The sequence below is a fragment of the Sphaerisporangium sp. NBC_01403 genome (assembly GCF_045040145.1).
In the GTDB taxonomy this organism is placed as follows: Bacteria; Actinomycetota; Actinomycetes; order Streptosporangiales; family Streptosporangiaceae; genus Sphaerisporangium; species Sphaerisporangium viridialbum.
The window spans coordinates 9,111,277-9,127,322 of sequence record NZ_CP109534.1; the positions used below are offsets into that span (position 1 = coordinate 9,111,277).

Annotated in this window: 12 protein-coding genes; 9 read left to right on the plus strand and 3 right to left on the minus strand. The window is 71.1% G+C overall.

Going from position 1 to position 16,046, the window contains the following annotated elements; translation table 11 throughout:
- Positions 1-11: 11 nt before the first annotated feature.
- From OG589_RS41095 to pgi, 7 genes are all read left to right on the plus strand, one after another.
- Positions 12-815, plus strand: coding sequence for an NAD-dependent epimerase/dehydratase family protein (locus OG589_RS41095; RefSeq protein ID WP_405144140.1), 804 nt, complete (start codon positions 12-14; stop codon positions 813-815).
- Positions 816-817: 2 nt separating this feature from the next.
- Entirely contained in the window at positions 818-2,248 is a 1,431-nt protein-coding gene (locus OG589_RS41100) for an aldehyde dehydrogenase (NADP(+)) (protein WP_405144141.1), read from the plus strand.
- A 147-nt stretch (positions 2,249-2,395) separates the two neighbouring features.
- Positions 2,396-5,836 (plus strand): discoidin domain-containing protein, encoded by a 3,441-nt coding sequence (locus tag OG589_RS41105; RefSeq protein WP_405144143.1) that lies wholly within the window; start codon positions 2,396-2,398, stop codon positions 5,834-5,836.
- A gap of 142 nt (positions 5,837-5,978) precedes the next feature.
- Positions 5,979-6,755 carry an IclR family transcriptional regulator gene (locus OG589_RS41110; protein WP_405144145.1) on the plus strand — a complete coding sequence of 259 codons (777 nt, stop codon included), beginning with the start codon at positions 5,979-5,981 and terminating at the stop codon, positions 6,753-6,755.
- Positions 6,756-6,856: 101 nt separating this feature from the next.
- Positions 6,857-7,600 (plus strand): HAD family hydrolase, encoded by a 744-nt coding sequence (locus OG589_RS41115; protein ID WP_405144147.1) that lies wholly within the window; start codon positions 6,857-6,859, stop codon positions 7,598-7,600.
- Positions 7,597-9,981 (plus strand): glycoside hydrolase family 65 protein, encoded by a 2,385-nt coding sequence (locus OG589_RS41120; RefSeq protein ID WP_405144149.1) that lies wholly within the window; start codon positions 7,597-7,599, stop codon positions 9,979-9,981. The genes OG589_RS41115 and OG589_RS41120 overlap by 4 nt, the downstream gene beginning before the upstream one ends.
- A gap of 44 nt (positions 9,982-10,025) precedes the next feature.
- Positions 10,026-11,657, plus strand: coding sequence for a glucose-6-phosphate isomerase (gene pgi, locus OG589_RS41125; RefSeq protein WP_405144151.1), 1,632 nt, complete (start codon positions 10,026-10,028; stop codon positions 11,655-11,657).
- A gap of 105 nt (positions 11,658-11,762) precedes the next feature.
- Here the strand turns inward: pgi and OG589_RS41130 are convergent, their stop codons facing one another.
- Positions 11,763-11,990: a hypothetical protein gene (locus OG589_RS41130; RefSeq protein ID WP_405144153.1), complete on the minus strand. Its 228-nt coding sequence runs from the start codon at positions 11,988-11,990 to the stop codon at positions 11,763-11,765.
- Between the two features lie 272 nt (positions 11,991-12,262).
- Here OG589_RS41130 and OG589_RS41135 point away from each other — a divergent pair, with 272 nt between their 5' ends.
- Positions 12,263-13,477, plus strand: a complete 1,215-nt coding sequence (locus OG589_RS41135; protein WP_405144155.1) for a histidine kinase — start codon at positions 12,263-12,265, stop codon at positions 13,475-13,477.
- Complete coding sequence (locus tag OG589_RS41140; protein ID WP_405144157.1) at positions 13,474-14,163, plus strand: response regulator; 690 nt, start codon at positions 13,474-13,476, stop codon at positions 14,161-14,163. Before OG589_RS41135 ends, OG589_RS41140 begins: the two co-directional genes overlap by 4 nt.
- Before the next feature lie 6 nt (positions 14,164-14,169).
- On the opposite strand, the gene OG589_RS41145 is transcribed toward OG589_RS41140, so the two are convergent.
- On the minus strand, positions 14,170-14,838 hold the full coding sequence (locus OG589_RS41145; RefSeq protein WP_405144159.1) for a response regulator transcription factor: 669 nt from the start codon (positions 14,836-14,838) through the stop codon (positions 14,170-14,172).
- The gene (locus OG589_RS41150; protein ID WP_405144160.1) at positions 14,835-16,022 is read right to left on the minus strand and encodes a sensor histidine kinase; all 1,188 of its coding nucleotides are present in this window, start codon (positions 16,020-16,022) and stop codon (positions 14,835-14,837) included. The genes OG589_RS41145 and OG589_RS41150 overlap by 4 nt, the downstream gene beginning before the upstream one ends.
- Positions 16,023-16,046 lie beyond the last annotated feature (24 nt).

Below are 16,046 nucleotides of genomic sequence, written 5' to 3' on the forward strand. Positions count from 1 at the left end.
ACAGGAGGCACATGCGAATTCTCATGACCGGCGCCGCGGGCGGCGTCGGCACCCAGCTCCGGCCGAGGCTGGCCCAGGAGGGCCGGGTGCTGCGCCTGCTCGACATCGTCCCCGTCGAACCCGGGCCGGGGGAGGAGGCGATGACGGCCGACATCACCGATCCGGACGCGATGGCCAAGGCCATGGACGGCGTCGACGCCGTGCTCCACCTGGGCGGCCACAGCCTCGAACAGCCGTGGGCGGACATCCTGGAGGTCAACATCAACGGCACCTACGTGGTGCTCGAGGCCGCCCGCGGGGCCGGGATCCGGCACGTCGTCCTGGCGAGCAGCAACCATGCCGCCGGGTTCCACCGGGTGACGGCCGAGGCGCCCGACTACCTGTTCCCGCGACCCGACACCTTCTACGGCGTCGGCAAGGTCGCACTGGAGGCGCTCGGCTCGCTCTACCACGACCGGTACGGGCTGGCCGTGACGTGCCTGCGCATCGGCTCGTGCTTCCCGAGGCCGAAGGAGCCGCGCATGCTCTCCACCTGGCTGTCTCCCGACGACTGCGCCCGCCTGGTCGAGGCCGCGCTGGCCGCCGAGGGGTTCCACGTGGTCTGGGGCGTCTCCGCCAACACCCGTCGCCGGTGGTCCCTCGTGGAGGGCCGCGCCATCGGCTACGAGCCCAAGGACGACGCCGAGGTCTACGCGGAGGAGATCATCGCCGAGCACGGAGAGCCGGACCCCGGCGACCTCGCCCATTCGCTGCTGGGCGGCTCGTTCTGCCGCCCCGAGCTCCATGTCGACAATCTCACAACACGGAAGCGGTGACCATGGCTCAGACCGTGAACGCGGCGGTGGAACGGGCGGCGGCGGCAGGGGTGGCGTGGCGCGCGACCCCGGCCTCGGAGCGTGCGCTGGTGCTGGAGCGTGTCGCGGACGCGCTGCTGGAGCATGCCGGCGAGCTCTGGCCGGCGGCCGACGCGGAGACCCACCTCGGCGAGGTGCGCCTGCGCGGCGAGATCGCCCGTACGGCGTCGCAGTTCAGGCTCTTCGCCGGGGTGCTCAGGGACGGTGGTCACGTCGAGGCGGTGATCGACCACGCCGATCCGCGGGCGACCCCTCCGCGGCCCGACGTGCGCCGGATGAACCATCCGATCGGGGTCGTCGCGGTGTTCTCCGCGAGCAACTTCCCGTTCGCGTTCTCCGTGGCGGGCGGCGACACAGTCTCGGCGCTCGCGGCGGGCTGCCCGGTGGTGGTCAAGGCCCACGAGGGTCATCCGCGTACCTCGGACCTGACCGCCGCCGTCGTACGGCAGGCCCTGCCGGACCCGGATCTCCTCGGGCTCGTGCACGGCTTCGACGCCGGAGCCCCGCTCGTGCGGCACCCGCTCGTGACGGCGGTCGGCTTCACCGGTTCGCAAGCGGGCGGCAGGGCCGTCCAGGCCCTGATCAACGACCGGCCGGACCCGATCCCGTTCTACGGCGAGCTGGGCAGCGTCAACCCGGTCGTCGTGCTGCCATCGGCCGATCCCTCCGCGGTGGCCTCCGGGTTCGCGGCCTCGCTGACGCTCGGCGTCGGTCAGTTCTGCACCAACCCCGGCCTGGTCTTCGTCCCCGAGGGAAGCGGGTTCGAGCAGGCCATCGGCGCGGCCGTTGCCGCGACCACCGGCGGCGTGATGCTCACCGCCAAGATCCGCGACGGCTACCTGCACGGTGTCGAGCGGCTGGCGAAGCGGGCCGGGCCGGGCACGGGGGTGGCCGTGCTCGCGAGTGGCGGTCCCGGGGCCGGTCAGGACGCGGTGACGCCCCGGGTCTTCGCCGCGGACCTGGAGGCGTTCGCGGACGGGTTGCCTGAGCTGGCGGAGGAGTGTTTCGGTCCTGCCGCAATAATTGTGAAATATCAGGATTCGTCCGATCTTCCGGCGGTGTTGCGGCGGCTGCCGGGATCGCTGACCGCGACCGTCCACGCGGCGGACCCAGAGGAGGCCCGCGGCATCGTCCCGGTCCTCCAGCGGCTCGCCGGAAGGCTGATCTGGAACGGCTGGCCGACCGGGGTCGCGGTCTGCTGGGCCATGCACCACGGTGGCCCCTGGCCCGCGTCGACCACTCCGGCCCACACCTCGGTCGGAGCGGCCTCCATCAGGCGGTGGCTGGCCCCGGTGGCCTACCAGGACTGGCCCCCCGGGTTGCTCCCCTGCGAACTGCGGGACGGCAACCCGCTCGGCGTACCCCAGCGGGTGGACGGCCGCCCGCGCGCCTGAGAGGTCGTCGGGTGTCCCAAGGGGATGACAGCCATTCACGTATATGAACTCCGTTCACCATCTTGACCAGAGTTCGTTAGGAGGGTTACCTTTCACGGCACCGCGCGGAACCTCCTGCCCCCCGCCGCCCGAGTCCCGGAGCGATCGATGGCGTCGCTCCGGGCCGGGCCATCCCCCAAGGACCGCGACACCATGCACACGTACCGATTGACGGCCGCGTTGGCGGCCGCCGCCCTGGCCGCGGCCTCCGCGGTCCTCGCCTTCCCGGCGACGAACGCGGCAGCCCTACAGGCCGCCGCCCAGGTCCCTGACCTGACCAGCGCCAACCGGCGCGCCCCGATCGCCGGGCTGCCCGACTGGAGCAAGGCCGGGTACCGGGGCGGCGCAGCGCTCCCAGGCTCCGCCGACATCAACCCGGACGCCACCTGCCAGATCACCCCCGCCGAGCTCGCCTCAACGTACGGCGTGAAACCCGGTGACGGAGCCGACGACTCCGCGGGCCTGCAGCAGGCGATCGACTTCGTGAGGACCACCTGCTCACCCTCGGCCGGCTACACCAAGCTGTCGCTGATCACCCTGCCCGCCGGGCGGCTCGACGTCACCCGCCAGCTCGGTCTCGACGCCGACTACCTGCTGATCAAGGGAGCCGGGGCCGACCAGACGACGCTCGTCTTCCGGCCCGGCCTCGACACCCGGTACGACGCCCTCACGCCGGACGGCGGCGACTGGGACGAGGACGGCATGACCTCCGGTGCCGGCAAGGGCGGCTGGATCTGGCCCGGCCGTGGCCTGTTCCGCGTGCAGACCCGTGAGGTCTCCGCCAAGTACGCGAGCGACTACGCCGCCGCCCCCGCCAACAGGAAGGACCTGTTCGAGGGCAGCGTCAACCAGCACTGGGCGGGCGGGGTCGCGCTCAGGCAGGCGTCCGCGGCGGGGAGCAAGGTCATCTCGCTGGCGTCGAACGCGACCATGACCCCCTTCAAGGCCGGCGGCTACCTGTGGGTCGGGGCGGCGAACTCGGCCAAGTTCTACCAGCAGCAGACGATCACCGACTCCTCGCAGTACCTCAACATGCACATGCGGCAGCAGATCTTCCAGATCACGGCGGTGGACACGGCGAACAGGACCGTCACGATCGACAAGCCCCTGGAGTGGGATCTGCCCGTCGACTCCACCTCAGACGGCTCGGCGGCGATCGGCGGGACGGTCTACCCGAGCCGCGTCACCCCGCTCAAGGTGGTCCAGGGCGTCGGCATCGAGGACCTGGGGATCACCCAGGACATGGCCGGGCTGCCGAAGCTGGTCGGCGGCACCTACGCGCTGAACGAGGCCGACGCCGTGCACAACTACGGCAACATGGCACCCGAGTACGAGATGCACGGCATCGTGCTCAAGTGGGCGGTCAACTCGTGGATCCGGCACGTCAACACGCACATGACCGGCTCCCATCCGATCGTCACCGAGAACGCCAAGAACGTCCAGGTCCAGGAAAGCTCCCTCGACGGCGCCTGGAACAAGGGCAAGGGCGGCAACGGCTACTTCCAAGGCTCCCGCGTCTGGGACTCGCTGTACGCGTACAACACCACCCGGAACCTGCGGCACTTCACCTTCCAGTGGTCGGCGTCGGACAACGTGGCGCTCGGCAACGACTTCGACTCCGACCTCAACCTGCATGGTGGCTGGGAGCACCGCAACCTGTTCGAGGGCAACACCGTGAGCGTGCCGTTCGAGCACGCCTCCAAGAACTGCCGGTCCAACTGCGGCGAGGAGGGCGACACGGGAACCGGCGTGCCGGACAACTCCACGTGGTACCCGATCTGGTGGGCCGCCGGGCCGAAGGCGGTCAAGTGGTCGGGCTCGTCCGGCCCCCAGAACGTCTTCTACGGCAACGCCATGCGCAAGCAGCTCACCGCCGGCGGGACGTACACCGACTACTACGCCGACAGGCAGCGGATCTACCAGTTCGGCAGCGGCTCGACGGACGCCTCGGCGTTCCAGCACCTGGCGATCGGCGGGACGACGATCCCCGACTGGGCCTCGCGTGAGACGGCGGACTACTCCACGGCGCCCGACGCGGGCGTCAACGCGTCCAAGACCGACACGACCGGCTCGCTCTTCCTGAAGTCCGCCACCACCACGCCCACGCCCACGCCCACGGTGACGCCGACGGTGACCCCGACGCCCACGCCAACCGTGACGCCGCCGGGCGGCGGGAACCTGGCGTGCGGCAAGACGGTCACCGCCTCCTCCAACACCTCCACCGCCGCCAGGGCCGCCGACTGCGACCCGGCCACGGCTTGGCAGTCCACGACCGCCAAGCCCGCCACGCTCTCCGTCGACCTCGGTACGGCGCAGCGCATCACCAAGATCGCGGTGAAGTGGGGCAGCGGCTACGGGACGTCGTACAAGTTCCGCAAGTCCAGCGACGGCTCCGGCTGGTCCACCTTCCAGGACGGCACCGGACTCGACGGCGGCACCGACGAGGTCGCCGTGGACGTCACCACCCGCTACCTCCAGCTCTACCTGAGCCAGTACGCGGGCAGCAGCGGCTTCACCGTGAACGAGCTGGAGTTGTACGGCCCCGGCGGCGGCCCGAGCGCGACCCCCACTCCCACCGTGACCCCGACCCCCACTCCCACTGTGACGCCTCCCGCCGGCGGCCGTACCGTCAACGTCGCCACCCCCGCCCAGCTCAAGGCCGCCATCGCGGACGCCCAGCCGGGAGACACCATCAAGCTGGCCGACGGCGTCTACCACGACGAGTTCGTGATCACGGCGTCCGGCACGTCGAGCAAGCGCATCACCCTCGCGGGCTCCCGCAACGCGATCATCGAGAACGACCTGCCGGGCGCCGGGAGCGGCTGCCCCAACGGCCACCTGCAGTACGGGCTCTACCTCAACGGCGCGAGCTTCTGGAACCTCACCGGCTTCACGGTGCGCGACTCCAAGAAGGGCGTCGTCATGGACGGCGCCAAGAGCACGGTGATCGACGGGCTCTACGTCCACCACACCCAGGACGAGGGCGTCCACTTCCGCAAGGGCAGCTCGGACGGCGTCATCAAGAACTCGACCGTGACCGACACCGGCCTGGTCCAGCCCGGATACGGCGAGGGCGTCTACCTCGGCTCGGCCAACAGCAACTGGTCGTGCTTCGGCGGCTCCGACGGCATCGACCGCACGAACAACGTGCAGGTGCTGAACAACACGATCGGCCCCAACGTCGCGGCCGAGGCCATCGACATCAAGGAGGGGACGAGCGGCGGCGTCATCAAGGGCAACCACTTCGACGGCACCGGCGAGCAGAACGTCAACTCCGGTGACAGCTGGCTCGACGTCAAGGGCGACGGGTACACCATCGAGTCCAACACGGGAGTGAACCCCTACACCGAGGGCGTCCGCGTCCAGACCGTCTACTCGCCCTACGGCTGCGGCAACGTGTTCCGGTCGAACGACTTCACCATCGGTGGCGCGCCCGGGTACGCGATCTTCGTCAACAACCAGTCGTCCTGCGCGGCCAAGAACGTGGTCTACGCCTCCAACACCTCCACCGGAGGCAAGGGCCTGACGAACATCCCCGTCACCCCCTGACGGGGGCGACCTTCCGCCAGGTGTACGGCTCGCGCCCAGCGCGGGGGCGCGAGCCGTACCCGTTTCACCAGAGATGACCGGCGGCCGGACAGGCCGGGTGGGCTGACAATAGAACGCGGACAGGCGCGTCAGGAAGGCTCAAATGGCTGAACCAGTACCCCACGTGAAATCGGCGCTCCGGACGGTGGAGCTGCTCGACTTCTTCGCGCAGTATCCGGGCCTGCACAGCCTCACCGACCTCCAGGGCAAGCTCGGCTATCCGAAGAGCAGCCTGCACGCGCTCCTGCGGACGCTGGTCCACCTCGGCTGGATCGAGACCGACGCCACCGGCACGCTCTACCGCATCGGCATGCGGGCCCTGCTCGTCGGAGCGACGTACATCGACGGCGACCCCGTGGTGCGGCTCGCCCACGATGCCCTCGACTGGCTGGCGGAGTCCACCGGCGAGACGGTCCACCTGGGGCGGCTCGACCACTTCGACATCGTCTATCTCGCCACCCGCGCGTCCCGCCACTACCTCCGCCCGTACTCCCGGGTCGGCCGGCGCCTGCCTGCCGGCACCACCTCGCTCGGCAAGGCGATCCTGGCGGCCCGCGAGGAGGACGAGGTGTGCGCCCTGCTTCCCGCCGAGCTTCCCTCCCTGACCCGGCACACGATCGTCGATCTCGGCGGGCTCCTCGCCGACCTTCGCCGAGTGCGCAAGCGCGGGTACGCCGTCGACCGCGAGGAGAACACCGAAGGGCTGCGCTGCTTCGGCGTCGCCGTGCGCATCACCGACCCGCCCAGGGACGCCATCAGCTGCTCGGTGCCCATCTCACGGCTGACCGCCGAGCGGGAGAAGGACATCGCCGCCCGCCTCCTTGAGGCCCGCGACCGCATCGAGACCGCGGCACTCGGCCTGCGCCGCTCACCAGGCTGACCACCCCGGGCGCCCCGGAGCAGCCCACTCGACCGCGACGGCCCGAGATGGCGAAGCCGTAGGTGGGTACGTACGGGAGGAGATCATGGTCGGGGGGGTCGATGCTCGGGTTGCCTGATGGGGTGCGGGGGTGTCTGTTCGACATGGACGGTGTGCTCACGCGCACCGCGACGGTGCACGCCGCCGCGTGGAAGTCCACGTTCGACGAGTTCCTGCGGGCAAGGGCCGAGCGCACGGGGGAGCCGTTCGTGCCGTTCGACGCGACGGCCGACTACGACCGCTACGTCGACGGGAAACAGCGCCTGGACGGGACGAGGAGCTTCCTGGCCTCGCGGGGCATCACCCTGCCCGAGGGGTCGCCGGAGGACGAGCCCGGCGCGCCGACCGTGTACGGGCTGAGCAACCGCAAGAACGCGCTGGTGAAAGCCATCATGGACAGGGACGGCGTGCAGGTGTACCCGGGGTCCGTGCGGTACGTGAAGGCCGTGCGGGACGCGGGGTTGCACAGAGCGGTCGTGTCGTCGAGCGCCAACACGGCGAGGGTGCTGGCCGCCGCCGGCATCGCCGACCTGTTCGAGGCGCGCGTCGACGGCGTGGTGGCCCATGAGCGGCACCTCGCCGGCAAGCCCGCGCCGGACATGTATCTCGCGGGCGCGGAGGCGCTCGGGCTCAAGCCCTCGGAGGCGGCGGTGTTCGAGGACGCGCTGGCGGGCGTGGCGGCCGGCCGCGCGGGGAGGTTCGCGTTCGTCGTCGGCGTCGACCGGGTGGGGCAGGCGGACGCGCTGCGCGAGCACGGCGCCGACATCGTGGTCACCGACCTCGCCGAGCTGCTGGAACCTGGATGATCCAGCATCCGGCGTTCACGGTCGAGCCCTGGGCGGTGCGGGAGTGCAGCCTCGATCTGGATCTTCTGGCGCAGACCGAGTCGGTGTTCGCGCTGTCCAACGGGCATATCGGCCTGCGCGCCAACCTCGACGAGGGCGAGCCGTACGGGCAGCCCGGCACCTACCTCAACTCGGTGTACGAGCTGAGGCCCCTGCCGCACGCCGAGGCGGGGTACGGGGACCCCGAGTCCGGGCAGACGGTGGTGAACGTCACCAACGGCAAGCTGATCCGGCTGCTGGTCGACGACGAGCCGTTCGACGTGCGCTACGGCACGCTGCACGAGCATGAGCGGGTCCTCGACCTGCGCGCGGGCACCCTGACCCGCAAGGTCCACTGGAGCTCCCCGACCGGGGCCGAGGTGCGCGTCACCTCCACGCGACTGGTGTCGTTCACCCATCGGGCGGTGGCCGCGATCCTGTACGAGGTCGAGCCCGTCGACCGGTCGCTCGGTGTGGTCGTGCAGTCGGAGCTGGTGGCCAACGAGACCGTGGAGTACACGGGCGGCGACCCGCGCGCCGCCGCGGCCCTTACGTCGCCGCTGGTCCTGGAGGAGAACTTCCCGGCGAGCGCCGGAGTGGCGATCATGGTCCACTCCACCCGCGCCAGCCGCCTCCGGGTGGCCGCCGCCATGTGCCACGACGTCGACGGTCCCGAGGGCACGCTGATCGAGGCCCAGGGCAGCGGCGACGTCAGCCGCGTGACGGTCGCCACGCGGCTGAAGCCGGGCGAGCGGCTGCGGCTGGTCAAGTACTTCGCGTACGGCTGGTCGGCCAAGCGCTCCCGGCCCGCCATGCACGACCAGGTCGTCGCCGCGCTGGCCGCCGCCCGGCTGGTCGGCTGGGACGGCCTGCTGGCCGACCAGCGGCGGTTCCTCGACAAGTTCTGGGACGGCGCCGACGTGGAGGTCGAGGGGGACCCCGAGGTGCAGCAGGCCGTCCGCTTCGGGCTGTTCCACCTGGTGCAGGCCTCCGCGCGTCTGGAGAACCGCCCCATTCCCGGCAAGGGGCTGACCGGGAACGGCTACGACGGTCACGCCTTCTGGGACACCGAGATGTTCGTGTTGCCGGTGCTCACCTACACTCACCCCCGGGCCGCCGCCGACGCGCTGTCGTGGCGGAAGTCGATCCTCCCGAAGGCGAGGGATCGCGCCGTCCAGCTCGGGCTGGGCGGAGCGGCCTTCCCCTGGCGGACGATCAACGGCGAGGAGTGTTCCGGCTACTGGCCGGCCGGAACCGCCGCGTTCCACATCAACGCCGACATCGCCTACGCGGTCGTACGGTACGTCGACGCCACCGAGGACACGCGGTTCGAGCGCGACACCGGCCTGCCGCTGCTTGTCGAGACGGCCCGGCTGTGGTGCGCCCTCGGCCACCACGACGCCGACGGGCGGTTCCGCATCGACGGCGTCACCGGCCCCGACGAGTACAGCGCCGTCGCCGACAACAACGTGTACACCAACCTGCTGGCCCAGCAGAACCTGCGCGAGGCGGCCGAGACGGCCACCCGTCACCTCGACCGGGCGCAGGAGCTCGGGGTCACCCTGGAGGAGGCGGCCACGTGGCGGGACGCGGCCATCGCGATGTACGTGCCCTATGACGAGCGGCTCGGTGTGCATCCCCAGAGCGAGGGCTTCACCAGCCACGCGGTCTGGGACTTCGCCGCCATCAGGCCGGATCAGTACCCCCTGATGCTGCACTTCCCCTATTTCGACCTCTACCGCAAGCAGGTGGTCAAGCAGGCCGACCTGGTGCTGGCGATACAGCTGCGCGGCGACGCGTTCACGCCCGAGCAGAAGGCCCGCGACTTCGCGTACTACGAGGCGCTGACCGTCCGCGACTCGTCGCTTTCCGCCTGCACCCAGGCGGTGGTCGCCGCCGAGGTGGGGCACATCCAGCTCGCCTACCGCTACCTCGGCGAGGCGGCGCTGATGGACTTGGACGACCTGGAGAAGAACACCGTCGACGGGATCCACCTGGCCGCGCTGGCCGGGGCGTGGATCGCCCTGGTGGCCGGCTTCGGCGGGATGCGCTCGGGCCAGGGGCGGATGTGCTTCGCCCCGAAGCTGCCCTCGGGCATCACGCGGCTGGCCTTCCGGCTGCGCTACCACGGCCGCCTGCTGCGGGTCGGCATCACGCCCCGCTCGGCGACCTACCGGCTCCTGGAAGGTCCGCCGCTGACGCTGACCCACTACGGCAAGGAGCTCTCGGTCGACGGGCGGGCGGTCACCCGTCGGATCCCCGAGGTCCCGGTGCCCGAGCTGACGATCCACCAGCCGCCAGGCCGTGAGCCCGCCCTCCGCCGTCCGGGCCGAAAGCCGCGCCCGCCCGGGACGATTGCGTGAAGAATCTACCTACAAGACCGTGCCAGTGACCGGAGGAACCACCGATGCCCACCGTCCCACTTCGTGACCGTGCCTCGTGGAAGGCCCTTGAGCAGCACCACGCCGAGACCGGCGGTCGCCACCTGCGCGAGCTGTTCGCCGAGGACCCGGAGCGTGGTGAGCGCATGTGCGCGGAAGCGGCCGGGCTGTATCTCGACTACTCGAAGAACCGCGTCACCGACGAGACGCTGCGCCTGCTCGTGGAGCTCGCCCGGGAGTCCGGTCTGGAGGAGCGCAGGGACATGATGTTCCGGGGCGAGCCGATCAACACCTCCGAGGGCAGGTCGGTGCTCCACGTCGCGCTGCGGATGCCGAAGGGCTCCTCTCTGGTCGTGGACGGCACGGACGTCGTCGCCGAGGTGCACGAGGTCCTCGACCGGATGGCCGACTTCGCCGGGCGCGTCCGCTCGGGCCAGTGGAAGGGCTACACGGGCAAACCCATCAAGAACATCGTCAACATCGGCATCGGCGGCTCGGACCTTGGGCCGGTCATGGCGTACGAGGCGCTGCGCCACTACGGCAGGCGTGACCTGACGTTCCGTTTCGTGTCGAACGTCGACTCCACCGACTTCGTGGAGGCGACCCACGACCTGTTCGCCGACGAGACGCTGTTCATCGTCTCCTCCAAGACCTTCGGCACGCTGGAGACCCTCGCCAACGCCCACTCGGCACGCGACTGGGTGATCGGCCAGCTGGGCACCGACGAGGCGATCGCCCGGCACTTCGTCGCGGTGTCCACCAACGCCGACCGCGTCGCGGAGTTCGGCATCGACACGGCCAACATGTTCGGCTTCTGGGACTGGGTGGGCGGCCGCTACTCGATGGACTCCGCCATCGGGTTGTCGACCATGCTCGCCATCGGCCCCGAGCACTTCCGCGAGATGCTGGCGGGCTTCCACGAGATGGACGAGCACTTCCGCACGGCGCCGCTCGCCGAGAACCTGCCGGTGATCATGGGCCTGCTCGCCGTGTGGTACGTCAACTTCTTCAACGCGCAGAGCATCGGCGTCATGCCGTACGAGCAGTATCTGAAGCGCTTCCCCGCCTACCTCCAGCAGCTCACGATGGAGTCGAACGGCAAGCACGTGACCCGCGACGGTCACGAGGTCGACTACGACACCGGGCCGGTCTACTGGGGCGAGCCGGGCACCAACGGCCAGCACAGCTTCTACCAGCTCATCCACCAGGGCACGAGGCTGATCCCCGTCGACCTGATCGGGTTCGGCAAGAGCCTCAACCCGCTGCGCGACCACCACGACCTGCTGTCGGCCAACGTCTTCGCCCAGGCGCAGGCCCTGGCCTTCGGCAGGACCGAGGAGGAGATCCGCGCCGAGGGCACCGCCCCCGACGTCGCCCCCCACCGGGTCATGCAGGGCAACCGTCCCACGAACGTGCTGCTCGCCGAGCGGCTCACGCCACACCTGCTCGGCGTGCTCGTGGCCCTGTACGAGCACAGCGTGTTCACCCAGGGCACGATCTGGGGCATCGACTCCTTCGACCAGTGGGGAGTCGAGCTGGGCAAGGTGCTCGCGGGCCAGATCGCCCCGGAGCTGGTGAGCGACGCCGAGCCCGAGCTTGCCCACGACTCCTCCACCAACGCGCTGATCCGGCGCTACCGAAGCCTGAAAGAGAGTTAGTGCTGTGGTCGGAAAGGTCCGGGCTCGCTCGGCGACTTGCTGGAGATCGAGGTCACCGACACCGGCGGCGCGCGGGGGTGGTGGATGCGCCGGACGGCTCGTTCGTCACGGCTGGGCGCGTTCCGCGGCGATGACCAGGACCAGGCCCAGGACCGCCAGGCTCAGGTTCGCGTAGAGCTCGTACCCCGTCAGGAGGTCCACGCGGGGGATCACGACGCGGTTGAAGAAGTTGAGGATCACGCCGAAGAAGGGCTGGACGGCGAGGTGGTCGATCGTTCCGCTGATGCCTTCGAGGACCAGGAACAGGCCCAGGAGCTGGAGGGGCTGGCGCATGGTCCAACGCTAGGGATCGGGGCCGCCGCGGCGGATCGGCCACAGGTATGTCCCCGCCCGACCGACGTAAGGCCCCGGAGCGCCAGGACCGACCGAAGCATCGCCGTTCGCACGTCACGGCCGACCGAAGCATCGATGTTCGGACGTCACGACCGACCGAAGGATCGCCGTTCGGATGTCACGGCCGACCGAAGCATCGGCCGCCGCGACTTAGGTATCGCTCGCCGTTCAGGCCCGTGAGTCCCGGCCGCCGGATCGGTAGCCTCGGGAGAGTGGATCCCCCCGCGAGCAGTCCGTACCGGCGCAGCCGCCGCGACTGGGTCGTCGACACCGTCCTGTTCCTGCTCGCGGTCGCCTACGGGGTCGTGACGTCCGCCACGCGTCTGGACGCGTCCTCGCTGCCGGTCCCGAAGTGGCTGTTCAATCTCGACCAGCTCTCCGGGGTGCTGGGCTGCGCCGCGCTGTGGCTGCGCCGCCGCCACCCGGTCGGGCTCGCCGTCGCGCTGGCGGCCGTATCGGCGTTCTCGGAGCTGGTGGCCGGTGCGACGGTGGTGGCGCTGTTCACCGTCGCGGTGCACCGGCGCCCGCGGACCACGGCGGCCGTCTCCGTTCTGAGCGTCCTGGCCACGGTCGCCTACGTCGTGGTGCGCCCCGAGCCGGACACATCCGCGCTGCTGCTGTTCACGCTGGGCATCGCCATCTACGGTGCCGCGGTCGGCTGGGGCCTGTTCATCCACAACCGGCGCAGGCTCGTGCTGTCGCTGCGCGACCGGGCCGTCCGCGCCGAGACCGAGGCCCGGCTGCGCGCGGAGCAGGCCCAGCACCATGCCCGCGAGGCGATCGCCAGGGAGATGCACGACGTGCTCGGTCACCGGCTGTCGTTGCTCAGCGTGCACGCCGGCGCGCTGGAGTTCCGCCCCGACGCCCCCGCCGAGGACATCGCCCGCGCCGCCAAGGTGATCCGCGAGAGCGCCCACCAGGCGTTGCAGGATCTGCGTGAGGTCATCGGCGTCCTGCGCGCGCCGGTCGGCGAGCTTCCCCAGCCCACCCTCGCCGACATCAGGCAGCTCGCCGCCGAGTCCGTACGGGCCGGGATGCGGGTGGACCTGCGCGAGGAGACCGGCGGCACCGTCCCCGACGGGGTGGGCCGCACCGCGTACCGCATCGTGCAGGAGGCTCTCACCAACGCACGCAAGCACGCCCCGGGGGCCGAGGTCAGCGTGCGGGTGACAGGGGAGCCGGGCCGGGGCCTGACCGTCGAGGTCCGCAACACCAACCCCACTCCGCCCCCCGCCGGCACCCCTGCCATCGCGCCCGCCCCGGACCCCGTTCCGGACTCCGGACCCGCGTCCACGGCGAACGCCTGGTCCGGGCAAGGGCTGGTCGGGCTGGCGGAGCGCGTCGCCCTGGCGAGCGGGCGCCTGGAGCACGGGCCCACCGCCGCGGGTGGCTGGTCGCTGTCGGCCTGGTTACCCTGGCCGGCATGACCCCATCGGAGGCCTCGACGGTCGGCGTGCTCATCGTCGACGACGATCCGCTCGTGCGCGCCGGGCTGGCGATGATGCTGGGCGGGGCCCCGGACCTCCGCGTGGTCGCCGAGGCCGGTGACGGCACCGAGGTGATTCCCCTGGTCGACCGGCACGGCCCTGAGGTGGTCCTGATGGACGTCCGGATGCCCGTGATGGACGGGCTGGCCGCGACCGAGGCCCTGCGGGCCCGCCGCCACGCGCCCGAGGTCATCGTGCTGACGACCTTCGACGCCGACGAGCACGTCCTGCGTGCCCTGCGCGCGGGGGCCGCCGGTTTCCTCCTCAAGGACACCCCGCCGGACGAGATCGTGGACGCGGTGCGCCGGGTGGCGCGGGGCAACCCGGTGCTGTCCCCGGCGGTGACCCGGCGCCTCATCGCCCGGGTCGCCGAGTCGGGTCAGGACCGGCGCCGCGCCCACGCCAGGGGCCGCATCGCGCTGTTGAACGGCCGCGAGCGCGAGGTCGCCGTCGCCGTCGGCCATGGCCGGTCGAACGCCCAGATCGGGGCCGTGCTGCACCTCAGCGTCCCCACGGTGAAGACGCACGTCTCCAGCATTCTCACCAAGCTCGACCTGAACAACCGCGTCCAGATCGCGCTCCTCGTGCACGACGCGGGCCTGCTCGACGACCACGAGCCGGGGTGAGGTGGCCTAGCCGGGCGGCCCGGTGACGCGGTAGCCCACGCCGGGCGTGGTCGTGATGACCGGCGGGTCGCCGAGCTTGCGACGCAGGCGGCCGATGGTGACGGCGACGGTGTTGGTGAACGGGTCGGCGTGCTCGTCCCACACCTGTTCGAGCAGGTCCTCGGTGCTGAGGAAGGCGGGGGCGGCGCGCAGGAGGGCTTCGAGGAGGGCGAACTCCTTGACCGACAGGTCGAGCCCGAGGCCGTCGCGGGTGGCGGTGCGGCGCAGGGGGTCGAGCTCGATGCCCGCCGCGCGCAGGGTGCGGGGGCGGGCGAAGGGCCGGCGGCGGGCCAGGGACCTGATGCGCACGACCAGCTCGGGGAAGTGGAAGGGCTTGGCGAGGTAGTCGTCGGCCCCAAGGGTCAGGCCGCTGACCCGGTCGCCGGGCGAGCCGGCCGCGGTCAGCATCAGGACCATGACGCGGTCGTCCCGATCGATGATCATCTGGCAGAGGGTGTCGCCGTGGATTCCCGGCAGGTCGCGATCGAGGACGACCACGTCGTAGGCGTTGAGGTCGAGCTTGGCCGCGGCCTCCAGGCCGTCATGCGCCACGTCCACGGCCATGCCCTGGTCGCGTAGACCCTCGGCCAGGACGGCGGCCAGGGCGCGGGCGTCCTCGACCACCAGCACCCTCACGCCGGGACACCTGCCTGCACGGCCGCCAGAGGCAGGGAGATGGCGACCCGGAGGCCGCCCTCGCGCCGGGCATCTAGATCGAGGCTGCCGCCGTGCGCTGTGGCGATGGCCGCGACGATCGAAAGGCCCAGCCCCGAGCCGGTGTCGGAGCCGGTGCGGTCGGCGCCGAGCCGCTGGAACGGCTGGGCCAGCCGCGCGAGCTGCTCCTGGTCGAGGACTTCCCCGCCCGTCTCCACGATGAGCCGCGCCGTCGCGTCGTCGGCCGTGGCGGCTACCCGGATCCAGCCGCCGTCGTGGTTGTGGGTGATCGCGTTGTCGATCACGTTGTCGACCAGACGGGACAGGAGCGTGCGGCTTCCCTGCGTCCAGGCGGCGTCATGGACCTCGCCGTCGTCGACGGTCAGGTTCCTGTCTGTGATGTCGGCGGCCCGGGCGTCCAGGGCGGCGGACACCACGCGGCCGAGCGAGATCGTCGCGCGGTCGGACAGGGCGCCGTGCTGGGTGCGGGCGAGCGTGAGGAAACCTTCCAGAAGCCGGTCGACCTGGTCCAGCTCGGTGCGGAGCCGGTCCGCGAGCGCGAGCGTCTGCGCCGGTACGGGATCGGGCTTGGCGACGGCCACGTCCAGCGACGCCCGCATGGTCGCCAGCGGGGTGCGCAGCTCGTGGGAGGCGTTGGCGACGAACCGGCGCTGCGCGGCGAAGGAGCCCTCCAACCGTTCCAGCAGGCCGTCGATGGTGTCGGCGAGGTCCTTCACCTCGTCGGCGGGACCCGGCACGGCCAGCCGCTCGTGCAGGTTGTCGGCGGAGATCCGCCGCGTGGCCGCGGTGATCGTCCGCAACGGGCGCAGCACCCGGCCCGCGACGACCCGGCCCAGCACGACCGACACCACGGCCATCAGGGCGAGCGCCAGCACCGAGCCGATCAGGAGCTGGCGCGACTGGTCCGTGTGCACCTCCGACAGCTGAGCCTGGAGCAGGCGGATGTGCTCCTGGGCTGCCGCGAGCGTGGACTGCTGGACCGGCTGGTTCGGGGCGCCAACTGTGACCCTCGACGACCCGAGGGCCAGGAGGTTGGTCACGGCCAGCAGCCCGACGCCGGACAGGAGGAACAGGGCGCCGTACAGGGCGGTGAAGCGCAGCCGTACGGTGCGGCCCGGCAGCGCCAGGCGTCGCGGATTCCTCATCAGCCATCTCCAGTTCCGTGCGGA

Excerpts from the sequence above, each read along its gene's own strand:
- pgi (WP_405144151.1), top strand. The coding sequence starts at position 10,026 with ATGCCCACCGTCCCACTTCGTGACCGTGCCTCGTGGAAGGCCCTTGAG.
- OG589_RS41120 (WP_405144149.1), top strand. The coding sequence starts at position 7,597 with ATGATCCAGCATCCGGCGTTCACGGTCGAGCCCTGGGCGGTGCGGGAG.
- OG589_RS41110 (WP_405144145.1), top strand. The coding sequence starts at position 5,979 with ATGGCTGAACCAGTACCCCACGTGAAATCGGCGCTCCGGACGGTGGAG.
- OG589_RS41095 (WP_405144140.1), top strand. The coding sequence starts at position 12 with ATGCGAATTCTCATGACCGGCGCCGCGGGCGGCGTCGGCACCCAGCTC.
- OG589_RS41130 (WP_405144153.1), bottom strand. The coding sequence starts at position 11,990 with ATGCGCCAGCCCCTCCAGCTCCTGGGCCTGTTCCTGGTCCTCGAAGGC.
- OG589_RS41140 (WP_405144157.1), top strand. The coding sequence starts at position 13,474 with ATGACCCCATCGGAGGCCTCGACGGTCGGCGTGCTCATCGTCGACGAC.
- OG589_RS41150 (WP_405144160.1), bottom strand. The coding sequence starts at position 16,022 with ATGAGGAATCCGCGACGCCTGGCGCTGCCGGGCCGCACCGTACGGCTG.
- OG589_RS41100 (WP_405144141.1), top strand. The coding sequence starts at position 818 with ATGGCTCAGACCGTGAACGCGGCGGTGGAACGGGCGGCGGCGGCAGGG.
- OG589_RS41105 (WP_405144143.1), top strand. The coding sequence starts at position 2,396 with ATGGCGTCGCTCCGGGCCGGGCCATCCCCCAAGGACCGCGACACCATG.
- OG589_RS41115 (WP_405144147.1), top strand. The coding sequence starts at position 6,857 with ATGCTCGGGTTGCCTGATGGGGTGCGGGGGTGTCTGTTCGACATGGAC.